Here is a 17,451-nt window from a genome sequence, read left to right on the forward strand (position 1 = left end):
TTGCTATTATCAATGCTTTCGAGAATTTACATTAAAAATTTCGCCCTGATCGATACCCTTGAAGTATCGTTGCACAACGGTTTGCAGGTCATCACCGGGGAAACCGGTGCCGGAAAATCCATTATCCTTGGCGCGCTGCGGCTGATCCTTGGCGAACGGGCGGACGTAAAATCCATCTCCAAAGCACAGGAAAAAAGTGTCGTCGAAACCGAATTTTCCCTGAATAACCAATTTAAAAAATTCTTCATCGAAAATGATCTCGATTACGAACACCAGACGATTATCCGCAGGGAGATCCTGCCTTCGGGAAAATCGAGGGCCTTCATCAATGATGTGCCCGTAACACTGGATATTCTGCGGGAGCTTTCTTCTCAACTGATCGATATCCATTCCCAATTTGAAACGTCCAGCCTGTTTACTTCCGAATATCAGTTTAAAATCATCGACGGACTTTCGGAAAACAGGCAGATCATACATGAGTACCAGCATGAATTTTCGGATTTTCAAAGCCTTACCCTACAGCTTAAAAGGCTTCGGACCCAACTTTCAGAAGCCAATAAGGAAAGCGATTATAAAGCATTCCTCTTAAACGAGCTTGAAGAACTGCATCTGGATGACGTGGATTTTGAAGACCTTCAGAACCAGCTTTCGATCCAGGAAAATGCAGAAATGATTTCCGATAACCTGGCGCAGGTGTTATCAAGGTTTCACCAGGAAGAAGTGGGGATTTTTTCATTTTTTAATGAAGCTAAAAACAAGCTGGCAAAAACGGCAGAAGTTTCCCAGAGCTTTGCCGAACTTCATGAAAGGCTGGAAACCTCTTATGTTGAACTGAAAGACATCATTACCGAGCTTGAGGACGAAGCGGAAAGAATAGAAGTCAATCCTGAAAACCTGGCCCTTCTCATAGAACTGAACAACCGGATTCATTCCTTATTCTTGAAGCATGGGGTGGGCAACATCACAGAACTTCGAGAAGTAAGGGATCAGCTTGCAGGCGAGCAACAGGGTGCTTCCGATCTTGAAGCGCAGATTGCCGAAGCGGAAGAAAACATTTCCAAAAAAGAAAAATCGCTGCAGGTCTTAGCCGATAAGCTGTCTAAAAACAGAAAAAAGAGCGTTCCGGTATTTATTAAAAAAGCAGAGGCTTTGCTTAAAAAATTAGGTCTTGAAAAGGCCAAAGTGGATATCGAATTGCGTGATGCCCAGGAGTTCAATCCGTTTGGAAAGGAAAACATCCAGCTTTTGTTCCAGGCCAATTCTGGATTTCCATTAAAGCCGATTCAGACGGCCATTTCCGGAGGGGAAAGATCAAGAGTTATGCTGGCCGTAAAGAAAATTATTGCCGAAAGCGATGAACTGCCGACCTTAATTTTAGATGAAATCGATACCGGGGTTTCAGGAAAAGTAGCCGAGGAAATCGGAAACCTGATGCGTGAAATGTCTGCCGATATGCAGCTGATCGTAATTTCACACCTCGCACAGGTAGCTGCCAAAGGAAACAACAACTATAAAGTTATAAAACAGGATGTCGCCGGAAGAACCCAGTCCACCATCATTCCTTTAAACGAAAAAGAAAAGCTTAACGAAATCGCCCAGCTGCTTTCCGGAAGCAAAATTACGGAGGCGGCACTGGCGCAGGCGCAGGAACTGATGAATTAAGCTTTTAAGATAATAAAGCACGGTCTCTGAATTTTCAAAATTAAATATTGTAACATTTTTCCCTTTCCCTTAACTAATAAGAAAAAGGTAACTATGTTTATACAATTCCTCAGATTAGAAATCAAAAGCTTTTTTCGTGGCAGTTCTTTAGGGGTCAACCTGGCGATGAAGATTTTCCGTTTTATTGGGATCCTTTATTTTATGCTTTGTCTGGTAGGAGGGGCATTTGGTGCTTTTTTCTATATTCAGGAAGAGATGCATCAGGATCCGTTAAAAGTGGTTTCCCGGTTTTTAATCATAGCCTGGGCCGTTGACCTGATTGCCAAATATATGTGGCAGGAATTGCCCACACAGAATATCAAGCCTTTCCTGACATTGAATATTTCCAAGAAAACACTGGTCAATTACATGCTGGGAAAAACCTTTGTCAATGCATTCAGCTGGCTGAATTCCCTGTTTTTGGTTACGTTTTCAATAATTGCGCTGTTTAACGGTTATCATGTGCTGGGGGTACTGGCCTGGCTGGTCGGGGTGTCTTTATTGTTTTACCTGAACAATTTCATCAATATCCTTTTCAACGATAAAGAAGCGGTTGTTATCGTTGTCGGCTGCCTGTTTGCAGCGGTAGCGGGACTGGTGTATTATCACATCATTCCCGTACTGGATTATTCAGAGCGTTTTTTCTATAATTTTCATGAAAGACCTTATTTTGTAGTGATTTCTATCCTCCTGTTTCTGGGACTTTGGAAAATCTGTTTCAGCCGCATCCGCAACATATTTTATCTTGATGAAGGGCTGGAAGCGAAGAAAGAAGTCGGAAAAACGGAGAATATCGTTTTCTTAAATAAATTCGGAGCCATCGGAACGTTCATCAACAACGATATCAAAATGCTTAAACGGAATAAAGTCACAAAAGGAATTATATGGGGAAGCTTCCTGTTCCTTTTCTACGGCATGCTGATGTTCTCTTCGTCCATCTACAAAACGCCGGCGATGATGATGTTTATGGGGCTTTTCGTAACGGGAGGATTTCAGTTTATGTTCGGACAGCGGGTTCCCGCCTTCGACAGTTCCTATTATCCGTTGATGATGACGCTGAATGTGCCTTACAAAGAATACCTTAAAGCAAAATGGTGGCTGATGAATATCGTAACGGCCGTTTCCATGATCCTGGCGGTCTGCTATGCGTATTTCGGCTGGGATATGTATCTCACATTCTTTGCAGCAGGAATTTATAACATTGGCGTTAATTCTCAGTTTACCCTTTGGTCCGGTGCGTTCAACAAAATGCAGATCGACCTCAATGCAAAGGAAAAAAGATTCGGACAGAAGAACAGCTTCAACGTAAAGGCCATGCTGTTGCTGATCCCGAAAATGATCCTGCCGATGACTGTTTTTGCCCTGATGAAGTATTTCTTTGGCATCACGGCGGGCGTGATCAGCATTGCGGTTTTGGGGCTGGTCGGGTTTTTATTAAGGGAAAAAATCTTCGATATCATCGTAAAACATTATAAGGTCGAAAAATACAGTACATTAGAAGCATTCAAAAACAAAGATTAATATGATCACGATCCATAATTTAACAAAAACTTACGGCAAAGCCACCGTTTTAAATATAGAAAACCTTGAAATTTCCAAAGGGGAGACTTTCGGCCTGGTAGGAAATAATGGGGCCGGGAAAACCACGCTTTTCAGCCTGATGCTGGACCTGATCCAGCCGACCACCGGTTTCGTAAGCATCGACGGCATTAAAGTGAATGAATCTGAAGCCTGGAAAAATAAAGTTTCGGCTTTTGTGGACGATTCTTTCCTGATCGGTTATCTAACGCCGGAAGAATATTTCTACTTCATCGGTGAGCTGAGAGGCCAGAACAAGGCTTCGGTGAACGACTTTTTAAAACAGTTCCATGATCTTTTCAGCGGGGAAATCTTAAACTCCGGGAAATACATCCGTGATCTGTCCAAAGGAAACCAGAAGAAAGTAGGAATTGTAGGGGCCATCATCGGAAACCCGGAAATCATTATTCTCGATGAACCTTTCGCCAACCTGGATCCTTCCACGCAGATCAAGCTGAAAAATTTAATTAAAGAACTGTCCAAGCAGGATGGCGTCACTTTTCTTATTTCGAGCCATGACCTTTCGCACACCACCGAAGTCTGCAACAGGATTGTGGTGGTGAACAAAGGACAGCAGGTGAAAGACATCCAGACCAATCCGGAAACCCTGAAAGACCTGGAGCAGTATTTTGCCGATCAGATTTCAAGTCCGGTAGAAACAGTTACTGTAACGGAAAATTAATAAGTTATTAGAATAAAAATACCCTCGCTATCAAGCAAGGGTATTTTATTATATCCATCTTTTACTGAGCTTGTCATTCCATAGGAATCTCAAACATGCTTTAGAAAAGAATTTCTGAAAATAAGATTTAAAACTCAACAGCCGGCTTCCAATCCACCACCGCTCTGATGAACGCCTCCGCATTTTTCACCGGGATATTCGGTAAAATACCGTGGCCAAGATTGGCAATGTACTTATCCTTTCCGAAACGGTTGATCATTTCAGTCACCATTTTTTTGATGGTTTCCGGCGTAGAATGCAGTCTTGCAGGGTCGAAATTTCCCTGAAGGGTAGTATTGTGATTGGTGAATGTTCTGGCCAGCTCAGGCGTAATAGTCCAGTCAACACCCAAAGCGGAAACCGGGGATTTCGCCATGTCTTCCAGGGCAAACCAGCATCCTTTTCCAAATACCACTACGTGCGTCAGCGGGCTTAATGCCTCCACGATCTGGCTGATATACTGCCATGAAAACTCCTGGTAATCTGTCGGGGAAAGCATTCCGCCCCACGAATCAAAAACCTGAACGGCAGAAACGCCTTTTTCCACTTTTCTTTTTAGATAAGCGATCGTAGTATCTGTAATTTTCTGCAACAGCAGATGCGCCGCTTCAGGCTGCTGGAAACAGAACGATTTGGCAATATCAAATGCCTTGCTTCCTTTTCCTTCCACGCAGTAGCACAGTATCGTCCACGGAGAACCGGCAAAACCGATCAGCGGAATGGAATTGTCCAGCTTTTGTAAAGTCAGCTCAATTGCATCAAAAACGTAGCCCAACGTATCATTTACATCCGGAACTGCAACATTTTGCACCTGTTCCATCGTTCTGATCGGCGTATCCAGCCACGGGCCTACACTTTCCTTCATTTTAAAATCAATCCCCATCGCCTGAGGAACCACCAGGATGTCGGAAAATAAAATCGCGGCATCCAAAGGAAATCTTCTGATCGGCTGTACGGTAATTTCGGAAGCGAGCTCCGGGGTCTGACATCTCGTGAAGAAATCATATTGGTCGCGTAACGCAATAAATTCCGGTAAATATCTCCCGGCCTGTCTCATCATCCAGACAGGCGGTCTTTCTACGGTCTCTCCGCGAAGTGCTTTTAAATATAGGTCGTTTTTAATCATAATATTATCGTAGACTTTACTGCCAGAACCTGACAATTAAATATCAATCTTTGTTTAAAATTTCCTTTCGGATCAGCTTCAGTACGGACATCAGGGTGTTTCCTTCCGAAACCAAAACTGCCTGTGAAGCATATTTCCTCAGTTCTTTGGCCGTCGTCTCACCAATCGAAACCAGTTTCATATCCTCCAAGGGATTCTGATTTGCAAAACTACGAACTCCGCTCGGACTAAAAAATACGGCAGCATGATATTTTTCAGTTATCAACGGATTGATTTCCTCGGTGTTGTATACAATGATTTTCCGGTAGCTGATATTCTGTAGCGGAAGGCTGCGGTCCAGAACATCCAGCGCGATGTTTCCGCAGAAGTGCAGAAATTTTTCATGCTGGCAGTGGGTGATGATGAACCTGGAAAGTTCGTCTGCATTTCTGAGGACTTTAAAGGTCCCAAATCCGTTTTTCCGCAATTCCTTTTTGGTCTTTTCACCGACGCAATAGATCTTATTGTAATTTTTCGCTGTAAAATCTTCATTGGGCATAAACCGGTTTTTAAAAAAGGAGCTCACCCCTTTGGCACTGGTAAAAATCAGTGAATAATTTTTAAGATCGAATGGGGCAACCTGTATGGTATTCGTCCGGATTACCTCAACACAATCCACGGCAACAACTTCTCCCAATTCTTTGGAAACGATTGCCAGATCAATATTTTTGGTAAATAAAATCTTCATTAGGGTTTGTCTTTTAAGTGCAGATCGCCCACCTGCCGTCTTACTTTATTAATGAAATCCTGTCCCGGATCTTCCTTTACAGTAAAATAATCAGGATCCGATTCTTTCCAGAGCTTTGAATTTCTGAAAGTCCCGTATTCCGAATGCCCGATGAGATATTCGATTTTATATTTCCTTGTTAAATACCCGATCAGTTGAGCATTGGCTGCAACCTGCTTTTCGGTAAGCGGCTCTTTCTTACTGCCGATGTTTTCAATTCCGATCGCGCAGTAATTCAGCCCGATCGTGTGCCTGGCAAACTGATTCGGTTCCATCAGCTGGTAGATAGTTCCGTCACGATCGATGAGGTATTGTGAAGAGACATTCAGTGTGCTCTGCTTTTTTAACGTATTTCTGCCGCCTTCCAGATAGGTTTTATTAAAATATTTAAAATTGCTTTCTGCATTTCCGTTGGCTGTATAATGAAGAACAATCATTTTGGGAATAATCGTAGGGGTTTTCTGAACAAGGCCGTGATGTTCCTTTAAATATTCCAGGCTCAGACGGACTCTTTCTTCAGAATAGCTGATCGGTTTCCTGATGATCTTAGGTTCGTTGGTCTGGGCTTTCGTAAAACCAATAATCAGGATAATTAAAAAATACAGGATATTCTTCATGTTCTATTATTTCCGATATTGATAATGTCCCGTGATCTGGTATTTTAACAGGCAGTCTTCCAAAATCTGTCCTTTTCCGATATTGTGTACGATCAGGTAACGTTTTCCATCAGCTGATTTTCTGCTGACCACCATTCCGATGTGCGTTAAATTACCGGGAAGAATCCAGGTAACGATATCTCCGGGAATGTATAATTCAGGTTTTGTTTCTATAGATTTTGATTTCCCGAATTTAGCAAAGAAGACCTGCAGGTTCGGAACCCTTCGATGATCGATATTCGTGTCCGGGCTTTTCAGCCCCCATATTTTCGGATATTTTGAAAAGTTTTTCGCCATATCTTCATGCACTTCCTTCTGAAGGTCGATTCCCAGTTTTCGGTATGCTCTGATCACGACATCAGTACAAACTCCTTTGTCAGCCGGAATATCTCCGTTCGGATATTTGATGATAAAATAAGCGGGATCGTAAGTGACTTTATCTTTCGTGAGGCTCAAAGCAGCATTGGAAAGCTTTTGGGCAAACGGATTCTGCGCTTTCATCAAAATCACAGAGAGCATGACAACCAGTATAGAAAGATATTTTTTCATCGCATGCAGAATCTTGAACGTTAAACCTTAAACCTTGAATTTCAAATCTGGTTTTTAATTTCCGCCATCAGTTCTTTTCCGCCGTTTTCCAGTACCACTCTGGCAAATTTTTCCCCGAAATTTTCTTCAGTGTTATATACAAAACTTTCGTCCGTAGCAATACAGTTTTTGCCGTCGAGCGAACAGAGCGATCCTTTGAAACGGATCTGATCATCAAAGATTTCAGCAAAAGCACCGATCGGAGCGGTACAGCCGCCTTCCAGCGTACTCAGGAAATTCCTTTCCATCTCTACGCAGAGCTGGGTCTTTTCGTGGTTGGTAAATTCGCGTACGATGTTGTTGATCTCAGCCTTTTCAGAATGTCCGGCTACGGCAATAACGCCCTGTGAAGGCGCGGGAATCATAAACGGCATCATTTCGTAATCGATCTCCATCTTCATTCTCTTGATACCGGCCAAAGACAGGATGGTTGCATCAAAATCTCCTTCTTCCAGTTTCTGAAGACGGGTCTGGATATTTCCGCGGATGTCTGAAAATTCTGCCTGCGGGAAATTCTTAAGCCAGAAGGCCCTTCTTCTTAAACTGCTGGTAGCGAGTTTCAGCTCGTGGAATTCTTTATTTTTTGCCGATTCTTTCCGGATCAGGACATCCTGTGGGAAATCTCTTTCCAGGTAAGAAACGATCTCAAGATTTTCAGGAAGTCTGGTCGGAACATCTTTTAAGGAGTGTACGGCAATATCAATTTCGTCATTTAATAAAGCCACATCGAGATCGCGGGTGAAAACTCCCGTAATTCCCAAAGCGTATAAAGGTTGCGAAAGATTTTTATCACCTGAGGATACGATAGGGACAATTTCCGTTAAATAGTTATTGTTCTGAAGGTGTCTCGCAACTTCTCTCGCCTGCCAGAGGGCAAGTGCGGAATTTCGGGTTCCGATTCTAATGCTTTTCATTGAATTCGTTGTTTGGTTGTTCAACTAATATTTCGTGCATTAATTTACTAATTTCTTCGGCTTTTAACGGATTGTCGATGATATATTTTGCAAAACGGTTGGTGATTTTCTGAATCATTTTGTCGGAAAGTTCCATGTCCGTAATGTTTATATATTTATTTTTTTTATAAAAATTGTGCATTTCGTTGCGTTCCATATTCTTCAGAACTGCTTTGAAATGGTGGATATTCGGAGCCAGTCTTCTTTTTTTCTCCCATTCCAGAAAGTCTTTCGTCATTTCCTTGATGATTTTTTCCGCTTTCGGGATTTCTTTTTCCCGCTGCTGGATGGTCTGCTGGATCTGTTTGGAAAGTTCGTCGACGTCAATGAGCGTTACGTTTTCATTCTCTGTCACGTTTTTATCCACGTTATTGGGGATGGAAAGATCGATCACCAGGGTTTCCTTTCCGTTCGGGAAGTGGGACTTGTTAACAATCGGATGTCTTGCTCCGGTAGCTACGATTAAAATATCGGTTCCACTCAGTTCTTTATCGAAATCAGTGTAGTCGATATGAGGGATCTTGTATTTTTCAGAAATCTTCTCAGCGGTTTCCTGCGTCCGGTTGGCAATTTTAATTTTCGGCTGATAAACGTGTTTTACCAGGTTTTCTACCGTATTCTGGCCGATTTCCCCTACGCCCAGCAGCAGGATGTTTTTTTCAGTAATCCTTTTCTGGTTGTTCAGGATGTAATGAACGGCAGCATAGGAAACGGAAGCGGCTCCGTTGGAAATCCCCGTTTCGTTCTTGATCCTCTTAGAAATCTGGATAGCTGAATTAATGGCCCTTTCCAGGTACGGATTGGAATTCTGACGTTCCTTTTTGAAACGGTTGTATGCTTTTTTAATTTGTCCAATAATCTCGAAGTCTCCGATAATCTGGCTTTCCAGCCCGGCGGCTACTCTGAAAAGGTGCTTCAGGGCTTCCTCTTTTGTAAGGATGTTGGCAAACTGCATGAAGTCCATCAGGTTGACGTCAATCGTTTTGCAGTATTCTTCCGCTACGAGAAGGTAGTTCGGTGAAGTCGTATAGATTTCTGTTCTGTTACAGGTTGAAACCACGAAAGCATCCCCTAAATCTTCATTGTGAATCCGGGTAACGAAGTTCTTGATGTTTTCATCAAAAAATGCAAATTTCCCTCTCGTTTCGGTATCAGCTTTTTCGAAACTGATGGAAAGGACAGCGAAATTCGAGGTCTGATGTATGTTGGAATACTGTAACATAAGCGCGGCAAATTTACGTATTTTTTCATGAAATATCTTCTGAAAATATATATGATAATTATCGTAAATAACTATTCCTGTTTTTCTCTGAACACATCATATTTCGATAGATGGTGTTAAAATTATTAAGAATTTTCATTGCCTGGCGAAAGGTATATTTTAAAATTTCACGACATGGGGAAATAAAGGCTTTGATCCGTGTCGCTTCAATATTGAAAAAATCTTGAATCTGGTTGAAATCAGGCGTTGTAAATACTTAGTGTAAAAGTTAATAACCGTAATTAAATTTTAATAAAAATTTAACCAAATTAAATGCGTATGAAATTTCTTTACACGTCTTAAATTTATATCTTTGTAACTCCTTAAAAAATCAGAAGTAAAAAAGTATGAGTTTATTCGATATGTTTACGCAAGAGATTGCGATAGACCTTGGTACTGCCAACACCCTTATCATCCATAATAATAAAATTGTTATAGATCAGCCGTCGATTGTTGCTATTGAACGTTCTACCGGCAGACCGATTGCCGTGGGTGAGCAGGCAAAACACATGCAGGGTAAAACTCATGAGGACATCAAGACCATCCGTCCGCTGAAAGACGGGGTTATTGCAGATTTCCATGCTTCTGAGCACATGATTAAGGAATTCATCAAAAAAATTCCTGGGATCAAGGGTAAATTCATTCAGCCTGCTTTAAGGATCGTTATTTGTATTCCTTCCGGAATTACGGAAGTTGAAAAAAGGGCGGTAAGAGATTCTGCCCAGAAAGTAAATGCAAAGGAAGTACGTCTGATTTATGAACCGATGGCTGCTGCAATAGGAGTGGGGATCGATGTTCAGAAACCTGAAGGGAATATGATTATCGACATAGGCGGAGGTACTACCGAAATCGCTGTTGTGGCTTTGGGAGGAATCGTTTGCGATAAATCCGTAAAAATTGCCGGTGACGTTTTCACTAACGATATTGCCTACTACTTAAGAACACACCATAATCTTTACATCGGGGAAAGAACGGCAGAGAGAATCAAAATTGAAGTCGGATCAGCTGTTGAAGACCTTGATGTGGACATCGAAGATATTCCGGTACAGGGAAGAGACCTTATCACCGGAAAGCCGAAAGAAATTATGGTCGGCTATAAAGAAATCGCAAGAGCACTGGATAAATCCATCATCAGAATTGAAGATGCGGTAATGGAAACACTTTCTCTTACCCCTCCTGAACTGGCTGCCGATATTTACAAAACAGGAATTTATCTTGCCGGTGGCGGCGCTTTGTTAAGAGGCCTTGCAGACAGGCTGCACAAAAAAACAGGCCTGCCTGTATTTGTAGCGGAAGATCCGTTGAGAGCGGTCGTTCGCGGAACAGGTATTGCCCTTAAAAATATGGATAAATTCAATTTCCTGATTAAATAATTTTAACTTTTTACGAAACAAACACATCTGAATGGGATTTTTGCTGAGATTATTTTCAAAGAATGCACTTTTTGTCTTCTTTATATTTCTGCAAATCATTGCTCTTGTTCTGATATTCTCTAAAAATGCGATGCAGCAATCATGGATTGCAGGCCAGTCAGCTGCACTGAATTCTTGGGTTTCCGGATACATTGACGAAGGGGTTTCATACCTTAAGCTCAAACAGATCAACGAAGACCTTGTGACCCAAAATAAGGCATTGATGACTGAACTTTACGGAAAGCAGGGTGCAAAAAATCCTATGTTCAGAAAGGTTCATGATACATTGGGCGGCGGCCAGATCTACACTTTTGTAGATGGCGAAATCGTATTCAACAGCATCAACCGGAGAAACAACTATTTTACCATCAACCGGGGAAGGAGAGACGGCGTGTTTCCGCAAATGGGCGTTATGGCTCCGAAAGGAATTGCCGGAATCGTAATCAATTCCACCGACAGTTACGCTTTGGTACAGTCGGTTTTGAGTGTTAATAAAATCAGGATTAATGCAGCACTGAAAAACTCGGGATATTTCGGGACGCTTACCTGGAACGGCGATAATTCCAGGGTGATGCATCTTGCCGACATTCCAAAATATGTTGCCTTAAAAGTAGGAGATACGGTCGTAACAGNTGAAAAACTCGGGATATTTCGGGACGCTTACCTGGAACGGCGATAATTCCAGGGTGATGCATCTTGCCGACATTCCAAAATATGTTGCCTTAAAAGTAGGAGATACGGTCGTAACAGACGGTAAATCGGCCATTTTCCCGAAAGGGGTGATGATCGGTACGATTGCGGGCTATTCCGTAGACAATAAAACGGGCTTCTGGGATATTTCCGTGGAGCTGAGTGAAAAAATGGGGGCTTTAAGCAAAGTCTATGTGGTGAAAAACCTCAAGAAAGCTGAGGTTCAGAAAATTCAGGATACCTTGCAGACGGTAATAAAAAAGGAAAATGATTAGCAGGACATTATTTACGGACATATTGATTATGATTTTCCTGGTGGCATTACAGATTTTTGTGCTGAACAGGATTACCATTTTTGGGAAGTACACCCCGGTGCTTTATCCCGTATTTGTTATGTTCTATCCTTTTTTCAGAAACCGATTTCAGTTTCTGGCTTTAAGTTTCCTGATCGGCTTGTCGGTTGACGCTTTCCTGTACTCATGGGGAATCAACGCCTTTGCCACTACACTGATTGCTTATTTCAGGACTTTGATTTTCAGAACTTCTACCGATACTTCCACAGACTTTTTCTCTTTTCAGTCCCTTCAGTGGGCGCAGTTTTTACTGTTTTTATTCTCAAGTATTTTTTTACACCAGCTTTTAGTACAGTATATCGAATTCTTCAAGCTCAGCAGATTTTTTGAAATATTGCTCAATGTGTTGGTAACAAGTGTAATTTCATTTATCTTTATTGTTATTTACGCATTAATATTTAAAATCAAACAAAAAGTTTGAACACACGTTATTTAAAAATTTTTTCTGTCCTTATCGTTATCGCTTTGATTTTCATAGCGAGAATTTCTTATTTACAGCTTTTTACAGACCGTTATGCGCTGAATGCCGCGAATACTTCCATTAAAATCGAATATGTCATTCCGCAGCGGGGCGTTATTTTTGACAGGAACGGTAAAATCCTGGTGGGAAACCAGCCGGCTTACGAAATTTCCTTTACCCAGGCACTGATGAGACCGGATTTTGATACGATTGCTTTCTGTAACCTGATGAAAATCTCAAAGAACGATTTCATCAGGACCATCAATACGATCAAACAGGAAAGATATTACTCCAAGCTTACGCCGATGACCTTTATGAAAAACCTCAGCCGTGAAGATATCGCAAGGGTTCAGGAAATCATATTTAAATACCCGGCATTCAGCATCGTTTCAAGGCCACAACGGCAATATGAGGTTTCCACTTCCGGGAATCTTCTGGGCTATACCAGTGAGGTAAACGAAAGGGAGATTAAAAAAGATTCAGCCTATTACCTGCCGGGCGACTTCATCGGAAAAACGGGAATCGAAAAAGCTTATGAAAAAGAGCTTCGGGGGGTGAAAGGAATGAAATATATCCAGAAAGACATCAGGCTCCGGAATGTAGGGCCATATAAAAACGGATCGCTGGATAAAGATGTGATTACCGGAAAAGACATTACCCTGACCATTGATTATGATCTTCAGCGGATGGCAGAGGAAATGCTGGTGAACAAGCACGGTGCCATTGTAGCCATTGATCCGAATAACGGTGAAGTGCTGGTTTCGGCAACCGGTCCGGATATCGATCCGAATTTATTCACGGGTCCGAACAAATCCAGAAATTTATACGCCTTATCAAAAGATACCCTTTACGAAAATAAACCTACGTTCGACCGGGCATTGCAGGCAGCTTATCCCCCGGGATCTACTTTTAAGCTGTTGACTGCACTGGCGGCGATGCAGATGGGTGTGATGGATGAAAATACCATTTTCCCATGTGGTGGCGGATTTTATTATAAAGGCAAAAGAATCAAAGGTCACGGCGGTGCGGATCCGCTGATTCCTTCTATTCAGGTTTCCAGCAACTGTTTCTTTACCTATGCGTTTATTGCCATCCTTAAAAAATATCCGCAGAATCCTTCCCGTGGTGTGGATGAATGGAAAAAGATCATGAGTAGCTTCGGAGTTGGTGAATTCTTGAACAACGACTTTCCGGTCGGAGCGAAAGGCAGAATTCCTTCCGGTGACTTTTATGAGAAAAGATTCAAGGCAATGATCAAGGCGAGTGGTTCCAAAAGAACGGATTTCAAAAACTGGGACGAAATGTCCACCGGTGCCATTTACAACGGGATGGGGCAGGGTGATGTCCTTGTAACACCGCTTCAGCTGGCCAATTATGTGTCTGCCATTGCCAATAAAGGCTGGTATTACACGCCGCATATTGTAAAAGCGATAGACGGCAAACCAAATCCTGACCCGAGATTTAAAAAGAAACACTATACGCTGGTTGATAAAAAACATTTTGATCCTGTTCTCAGAGGAATGGAAGCGGTAGTTCTCAGAGGAACGGCACATGGATTGAAATCCAGTGATTTTACCCAGCTCGCCAAAACCGGTACGGCACAGGTTCCGCAAGGAAAGGATAATTCTATTTTTGTCCTGATCGCTCCGGCAGACAAACCGAAAATTGTAGTAGCAGCAGTGATGGAGCATGCAGGATTCGGTGCTACCTGGGCAGGTCCGGCAGCTACCGTAATTGCGGAAAAGTATATCACGGGAGACGTAAAGCGTGAATTCCTTTATAAAAAAATGGTCACTTCCAGCTTTATGCCCGAATACAAAAGACAGTGGATTGCAGATCTGAAGCGTAAAGGCCTGTACAAGCCCAGTGAGGATTCCATTAAACAGAAAAGAATTCAGGACAGCCTGAAGCAGGTAAAAGAGCAGAAGGAAAAGCTGCAGAAAAAGATAGACGAAGAAAAAAAGAAATCCAATAATACAAAAAAGGTTAAGCCATGAAATGGGCAGAAGGAATAGATAAACTGGGGCTTGGCCTGTATTTCCTGCTTTGTGCTTTTGCCATTGCAAATATTTACAGTGTAGACCAGAAATTGGGAGAAAAGCAATTGGTTTTTTTCGGGATTTCCCTGTTTGTAGGATTGGTGATTTTTGTAGGAAGAAGTAAATTCTTTGAAAATATGTCGGGTATTATTTATATCGGCGGCGTATTGCTTCTGGTCGGGCTTTTCCCGTTCGGAAAAGAAATCCTCGGTCAGAAAAACTGGTATAAATTCGGAAGCTTCACTATGCAGCCAGTAGAATTTGCAAAAATAGGAACTGCTCTGATGCTGTCCAATTACGTTTCGGGACCGGAATTTAATTTAAAAAACAGAAAATCCTTACTGACGACACTGGCTATTATCGGCGTTCCGGCGGTAGTGGTGCTGGCGATTCCTGATGTAGGATCAATGCTTGTGTTCATTGCTTTCTTCATCGCGCTATACCGTGAAGGATTGAGCGGAATGTTATTTGGGATCGGATTTTTATTTGCCGGAGTCTTCCTGGTCTCATTAGCAGTGGACCCGATCTGGGTAGCGATTACGATTGTTGCAGTTATCGGCGGCTATATCGCTATGAATTATTATAAAATGTCGTGGAATGTTATTTCCATTTCAGGGATTGCAGGTTCCGTCATACTGTTATGCGGACTGGCTTTCGGTTCGCCTTATATTTTAGAAAAACTGCCAAAGCACCAACGGGAAAGGATTGAAGTTCTTTTTAAAGGGGAAAAGGCGTTCAGGGATACTTCGGGTTATAACCTTTTGTATTCTAAAACGGCCATCGGTTCCGGAGGGCTTTGGGGGAAAGGATACCGTGAAGGTTCCGTTACCCAGGGGAAATTTGTTCCGGAGCAGGAAACCGATTATATTTTCTGTACCGTAGGTGAAGAATGGGGCTTCGTGGGTAGTGCCGTTCTGATTCTTTGCTATATGATTTATATCGGCCGGATTTATTATCTCGCAGAACAGCAGAAATCGGGCTTTAATCGGGTTTTCGGATACTGCTTTGCCTCGATCCTGCTGATGCACTTTACGATCAATTTAGGGATGGTAATGGGGCTTTTCCCGACGGTTGGCATTCCACTTCCGTACTTCAGTTACGGAGGAAGTTCACTGCTTGCCTTTTCTATCATGACCTTTATCTTTTTTAAACTGAATTATTCGGATAAGAACAGCTTGGTGTAAAGGGCTGGAAGCAGGATGATGGATGCTGGAAGTCTATTATCTGAAGAGTTCAATTTTATCCTTAACTTATTCTTAAAATAATAATGACAGGCAGCTATTTCTCAGAGCAGCATTTCGAAAACGAAGATTTTACACAGGAGTCTTTTAAAAGAGGGGAATACGAAAATTGTATGTTCAGGAACTGTAATTTTGAATATGCGGACTTTTCCCGATGTAATTTTAACGATTGTGAATTTACCGGATGCAATTTGAGTATGATAAAGCTCGTATCCACAGCCTTCCGGGAGGTCATATTCAAAGAATGCAAGATGTTCGGCTTGCAGTTCGGTGATTGCAATGCATTCGGCCTGTCTTTCCAATTTGAAAACTGTCTGCTCAACAATTCTGTTTTTTATAAAACTTCTCTTAAGAAAATACGCTTTAAAAATTCCAGATTGACGGAAGTTGATTTTTCAGAATCCGACTTATCAAATGCCGCCTTTATCAAATGCGATTTTTCAGGTGCGGTATTTGACCAGACCAATCTTGAAAAGGCAGATTTCAGAACCTCCTTCAATTACTCGATCAATCCTTCCGTAAACAGGCTTAAAAAAGCTAAATTTTCGCTTTCCGGGATTCAGGGGCTGCTTCATCATTTAGATATTGAAATAGACGGAGGAAGCTAGTTATAAAGAATGGAGGCTGGAAGCATGATATTGGAAGTGATGATACCGTTGCAACCAACTTTAAACAAAGAATTATATACCCGCCCGCCTAAAATAAAAAACCATCAGATTCTGATGGTTTCATTATTTAAATCAATTATTTAAAATTAAAAATTTGTTCCGTTGGAAGCAGGAGTAGTTGCTGCAAGATTGTTGTATGCCTCTCCGTTCTCGTTGATGATTCTTTTCCCGAACCTGTATTTTGGTCCCCAGTACGAATCGTTCAGTGACGAAACCATCACTCCTTTCGACGTAGCGGCATGAATGAATTTTACTTCACCGTTTTCATCTACACTTTCTACGATACCTACGTGGGAAATTCTTCTGCCATGAGAAAAGAAAATAAGATCCCCTTTCTGAAGATTTTCTTTTTCTATTCTCTCTCCTTCTTCAGACTGGGAAGCGGCGACTCTGGGTAAGCTTAGCCCTGCTGCTGCACCGAAAACGGAAAGAACGAACGCTGAACAGTCGATCCCGTTTCTTGTCATCCCTCCGTATCGGTAAGGAGTTCCAAGATAAGTCTGTGCTTCGTTTAAAATATTGTCGATGGTAGTGTTATGTTTGATTGCCTTTGCAATCTCGGAATTTTTGATGGAATTTTTAGCGTTGGCTAAAACAGCGGTCTTTTCAGCAAGGAATGAGTTGATAAGTTTCTGCTTGTCCTGCTCCATTTTGTTCGTTTCTAAAGAAGCTAGTTTGGCATCTGTTTTGTACTCTTTTGTGTAAGTTGCTGGTTTTGAAACTACGTAGTTTGTAACACACGATTGTAACGATACTGTAGAGACGAAAGCGACCAGATAAAACAAAACTCTTTTCTTCATATATATTTGATTACCGTGTTAAAAGGATTAGTATATTTTCAAAAGCAATACAAAAATATAGAATCCATATAGAAGCACCTTGATATGACAATTGTCAGGTTCTTTATTTAACACATTTTAACATATTTTTTAGGTATGTTAAAGAAAAATAAACCGCAGCCGCCTGTTTTCGGGAAGTATGCGGTTTTTTTTATTAAGATTCTTTAACAAAATTATTCTCAAATCTTTCAAAATAACGGATTTTAAAAAGGTTATTTCAAAAATCAGGATTATAATATCTATTAATAAAGAGTTGATTACAAGCGTAATTTAGTAGTTTAATTCTACTATTTCCATTTGGTGCGTTGGGTGTAAGATAAATCTTGAGATTACCGATAGAGAACAAGATCTTCTGAGCTGAAATTTAAGAAGCTGTTTGAGTTATTTATTTTGAAAAAA

Annotated in this window: 15 protein-coding genes and 2 pseudogenes; 10 read left to right on the top strand and 7 right to left on the bottom strand. The window is 41.6% G+C overall.

The window, feature by feature from the left end; all coding sequences use genetic code 11:
• Positions 1-12: 12 nt before the first annotated feature.
• The 3 genes from ACED20_RS06585 (at position 13) to ACED20_RS06595 (ending at position 3,961) form a co-directional block, all read left to right on the top strand.
• Entirely contained in the window at positions 13-1,662 is a 1,650-nt protein-coding gene (locus ACED20_RS06585) for a DNA repair protein RecN (RefSeq protein WP_378103910.1), read from the top strand.
• Positions 1,663-1,755: 93 nt separating this feature from the next.
• Entirely contained in the window at positions 1,756-3,222 is a 1,467-nt protein-coding gene (locus tag ACED20_RS06590; RefSeq protein ID WP_294237536.1) for a DUF5687 family protein, read from the top strand.
• Position 3,223: 1 nt separating this feature from the next.
• A complete protein-coding gene (locus ACED20_RS06595) occupies positions 3,224-3,961 on the top strand; it encodes an ABC transporter ATP-binding protein (RefSeq protein ID WP_294198266.1) in 738 nt (245 codons plus the stop codon).
• 127 nt (positions 3,962-4,088) lie between these two features.
• On the opposite strand, the gene hemE is transcribed toward ACED20_RS06595, so the two are convergent.
• From hemE to hemA, 6 genes are read right to left on the bottom strand one after another with little or no spacing between them, the layout of a single operon-like run.
• Positions 4,089-5,126 carry a uroporphyrinogen decarboxylase gene (hemE, locus tag ACED20_RS06600; RefSeq protein WP_378103913.1) on the bottom strand — a complete coding sequence of 346 codons (1,038 nt, stop codon included), beginning with the start codon at positions 5,124-5,126 and terminating at the stop codon, positions 4,089-4,091.
• Between the two features lie 43 nt (positions 5,127-5,169).
• Complete coding sequence (locus ACED20_RS06605; protein WP_294198271.1) at positions 5,170-5,853, bottom strand: uroporphyrinogen-III synthase; 684 nt, start codon at positions 5,851-5,853, stop codon at positions 5,170-5,172.
• The gene (locus tag ACED20_RS06610; protein WP_294237543.1) at positions 5,853-6,509 is read right to left on the bottom strand and encodes a peptidoglycan recognition family protein; all 657 of its coding nucleotides are present in this window, start codon (positions 6,507-6,509) and stop codon (positions 5,853-5,855) included. Before ACED20_RS06610 ends, ACED20_RS06605 begins: the two co-directional genes overlap by 1 nt.
• A 6-nt stretch (positions 6,510-6,515) precedes the next feature.
• Positions 6,516-7,097, bottom strand: coding sequence for a DUF1287 domain-containing protein (locus ACED20_RS06615; protein ID WP_378103917.1), 582 nt, complete (start codon positions 7,095-7,097; stop codon positions 6,516-6,518).
• Positions 7,098-7,138: 41 nt separating this feature from the next.
• Positions 7,139-8,050: a hydroxymethylbilane synthase gene (gene hemC / locus ACED20_RS06620; protein ID WP_294229052.1), complete on the bottom strand. Its 912-nt coding sequence runs from the start codon at positions 8,048-8,050 to the stop codon at positions 7,139-7,141.
• On the bottom strand, positions 8,037-9,311 hold the full coding sequence (gene hemA, locus ACED20_RS06625; RefSeq protein WP_294223712.1) for a glutamyl-tRNA reductase: 1,275 nt from the start codon (positions 9,309-9,311) through the stop codon (positions 8,037-8,039). The genes hemC and hemA overlap by 14 nt, the downstream gene beginning before the upstream one ends.
• Before the next feature lie 386 nt (positions 9,312-9,697).
• Here hemA and ACED20_RS06630 point away from each other — a divergent pair, with 386 nt between their 5' ends.
• The 7 genes and pseudogenes from ACED20_RS06630 (at position 9,698) to ACED20_RS06660 (ending at position 16,153) form a co-directional block, all read left to right on the top strand.
• The gene (locus tag ACED20_RS06630; RefSeq protein WP_027381028.1) at positions 9,698-10,723 is read left to right on the top strand and encodes a rod shape-determining protein; all 1,026 of its coding nucleotides are present in this window, start codon (positions 9,698-9,700) and stop codon (positions 10,721-10,723) included.
• A gap of 31 nt (positions 10,724-10,754) precedes the next feature.
• Positions 10,755-11,390 (top strand): annotated as a pseudogene (gene mreC / locus ACED20_RS06635) (rod shape-determining protein MreC); the annotation flags it as partial.
• A 7-nt stretch (positions 11,391-11,397) separates the two neighbouring features.
• A pseudogene (gene mreC, locus ACED20_RS06640) lies at positions 11,398-11,727 on the top strand (rod shape-determining protein MreC); the annotation flags it as partial.
• A complete protein-coding gene (locus tag ACED20_RS06645; protein WP_294198328.1) occupies positions 11,720-12,226 on the top strand; it encodes a rod shape-determining protein MreD in 507 nt (168 codons plus the stop codon). The pseudogene mreC (ACED20_RS06640) and the gene ACED20_RS06645, both read left to right, overlap by 8 nt.
• The gene (locus tag ACED20_RS06650) at positions 12,223-14,262 is read left to right on the top strand and encodes a penicillin-binding protein 2 (protein WP_294198330.1); all 2,040 of its coding nucleotides are present in this window, start codon (positions 12,223-12,225) and stop codon (positions 14,260-14,262) included. The genes ACED20_RS06645 and ACED20_RS06650 overlap by 4 nt, the downstream gene beginning before the upstream one ends.
• Positions 14,259-15,488, top strand: a complete 1,230-nt coding sequence (rodA, locus tag ACED20_RS06655) for a rod shape-determining protein RodA (protein ID WP_294198332.1) — start codon at positions 14,259-14,261, stop codon at positions 15,486-15,488. Before ACED20_RS06650 ends, rodA begins: the two co-directional genes overlap by 4 nt.
• An 83-nt stretch (positions 15,489-15,571) precedes the next feature.
• Complete coding sequence (locus tag ACED20_RS06660; RefSeq protein ID WP_345766962.1) at positions 15,572-16,153, top strand: pentapeptide repeat-containing protein; 582 nt, start codon at positions 15,572-15,574, stop codon at positions 16,151-16,153.
• 146 nt (positions 16,154-16,299) lie between these two features.
• On the opposite strand, the gene ACED20_RS06665 is transcribed toward ACED20_RS06660, so the two are convergent.
• Positions 16,300-17,013: a C40 family peptidase gene (locus ACED20_RS06665; protein WP_294198336.1), complete on the bottom strand. Its 714-nt coding sequence runs from the start codon at positions 17,011-17,013 to the stop codon at positions 16,300-16,302.
• Positions 17,014-17,451: the final 438 nt, after the last annotated feature.

It is taken from the genome of Chryseobacterium sp. sg2396 (genome assembly GCF_042610505.1).
Classification (GTDB): domain Bacteria; phylum Bacteroidota; class Bacteroidia; order Flavobacteriales; family Weeksellaceae; genus Chryseobacterium.

What these genes read in the sequence shown, in the direction of transcription:
- ACED20_RS06585 (WP_378103910.1), top strand. Translation starts at nt 13, where the DNA reads ATGCTTTCGAGAATTTACATTAAAAATTTCGCCCTGATCGATACCCTT.
- ACED20_RS06590 (WP_294237536.1), top strand. Translation starts at nt 1,756, where the DNA reads ATGTTTATACAATTCCTCAGATTAGAAATCAAAAGCTTTTTTCGTGGC.
- ACED20_RS06595 (WP_294198266.1), top strand. Translation starts at nt 3,224, where the DNA reads ATGATCACGATCCATAATTTAACAAAAACTTACGGCAAAGCCACCGTT.
- hemE (WP_378103913.1), bottom strand. Translation starts at nt 5,126, where the DNA reads ATGATTAAAAACGACCTATATTTAAAAGCACTTCGCGGAGAGACCGTA.
- ACED20_RS06605 (WP_294198271.1), bottom strand. Translation starts at nt 5,853, where the DNA reads ATGAAGATTTTATTTACCAAAAATATTGATCTGGCAATCGTTTCCAAA.
- ACED20_RS06610 (WP_294237543.1), bottom strand. Translation starts at nt 6,509, where the DNA reads ATGAAGAATATCCTGTATTTTTTAATTATCCTGATTATTGGTTTTACG.
- ACED20_RS06615 (WP_378103917.1), bottom strand. Translation starts at nt 7,097, where the DNA reads ATGAAAAAATATCTTTCTATACTGGTTGTCATGCTCTCTGTGATTTTG.
- hemC (WP_294229052.1), bottom strand. Translation starts at nt 8,050, where the DNA reads ATGAAAAGCATTAGAATCGGAACCCGAAATTCCGCACTTGCCCTCTGG.
- hemA (WP_294223712.1), bottom strand. Translation starts at nt 9,311, where the DNA reads ATGTTACAGTATTCCAACATACATCAGACCTCGAATTTCGCTGTCCTT.
- ACED20_RS06630 (WP_027381028.1), top strand. Translation starts at nt 9,698, where the DNA reads ATGAGTTTATTCGATATGTTTACGCAAGAGATTGCGATAGACCTTGGT.
- ACED20_RS06645 (WP_294198328.1), top strand. Translation starts at nt 11,720, where the DNA reads ATGATTAGCAGGACATTATTTACGGACATATTGATTATGATTTTCCTG.
- rodA (WP_294198332.1), top strand. Translation starts at nt 14,259, where the DNA reads ATGAAATGGGCAGAAGGAATAGATAAACTGGGGCTTGGCCTGTATTTC.
- ACED20_RS06660 (WP_345766962.1), top strand. Translation starts at nt 15,572, where the DNA reads ATGACAGGCAGCTATTTCTCAGAGCAGCATTTCGAAAACGAAGATTTT.
- ACED20_RS06665 (WP_294198336.1), bottom strand. Translation starts at nt 17,013, where the DNA reads ATGAAGAAAAGAGTTTTGTTTTATCTGGTCGCTTTCGTCTCTACAGTA.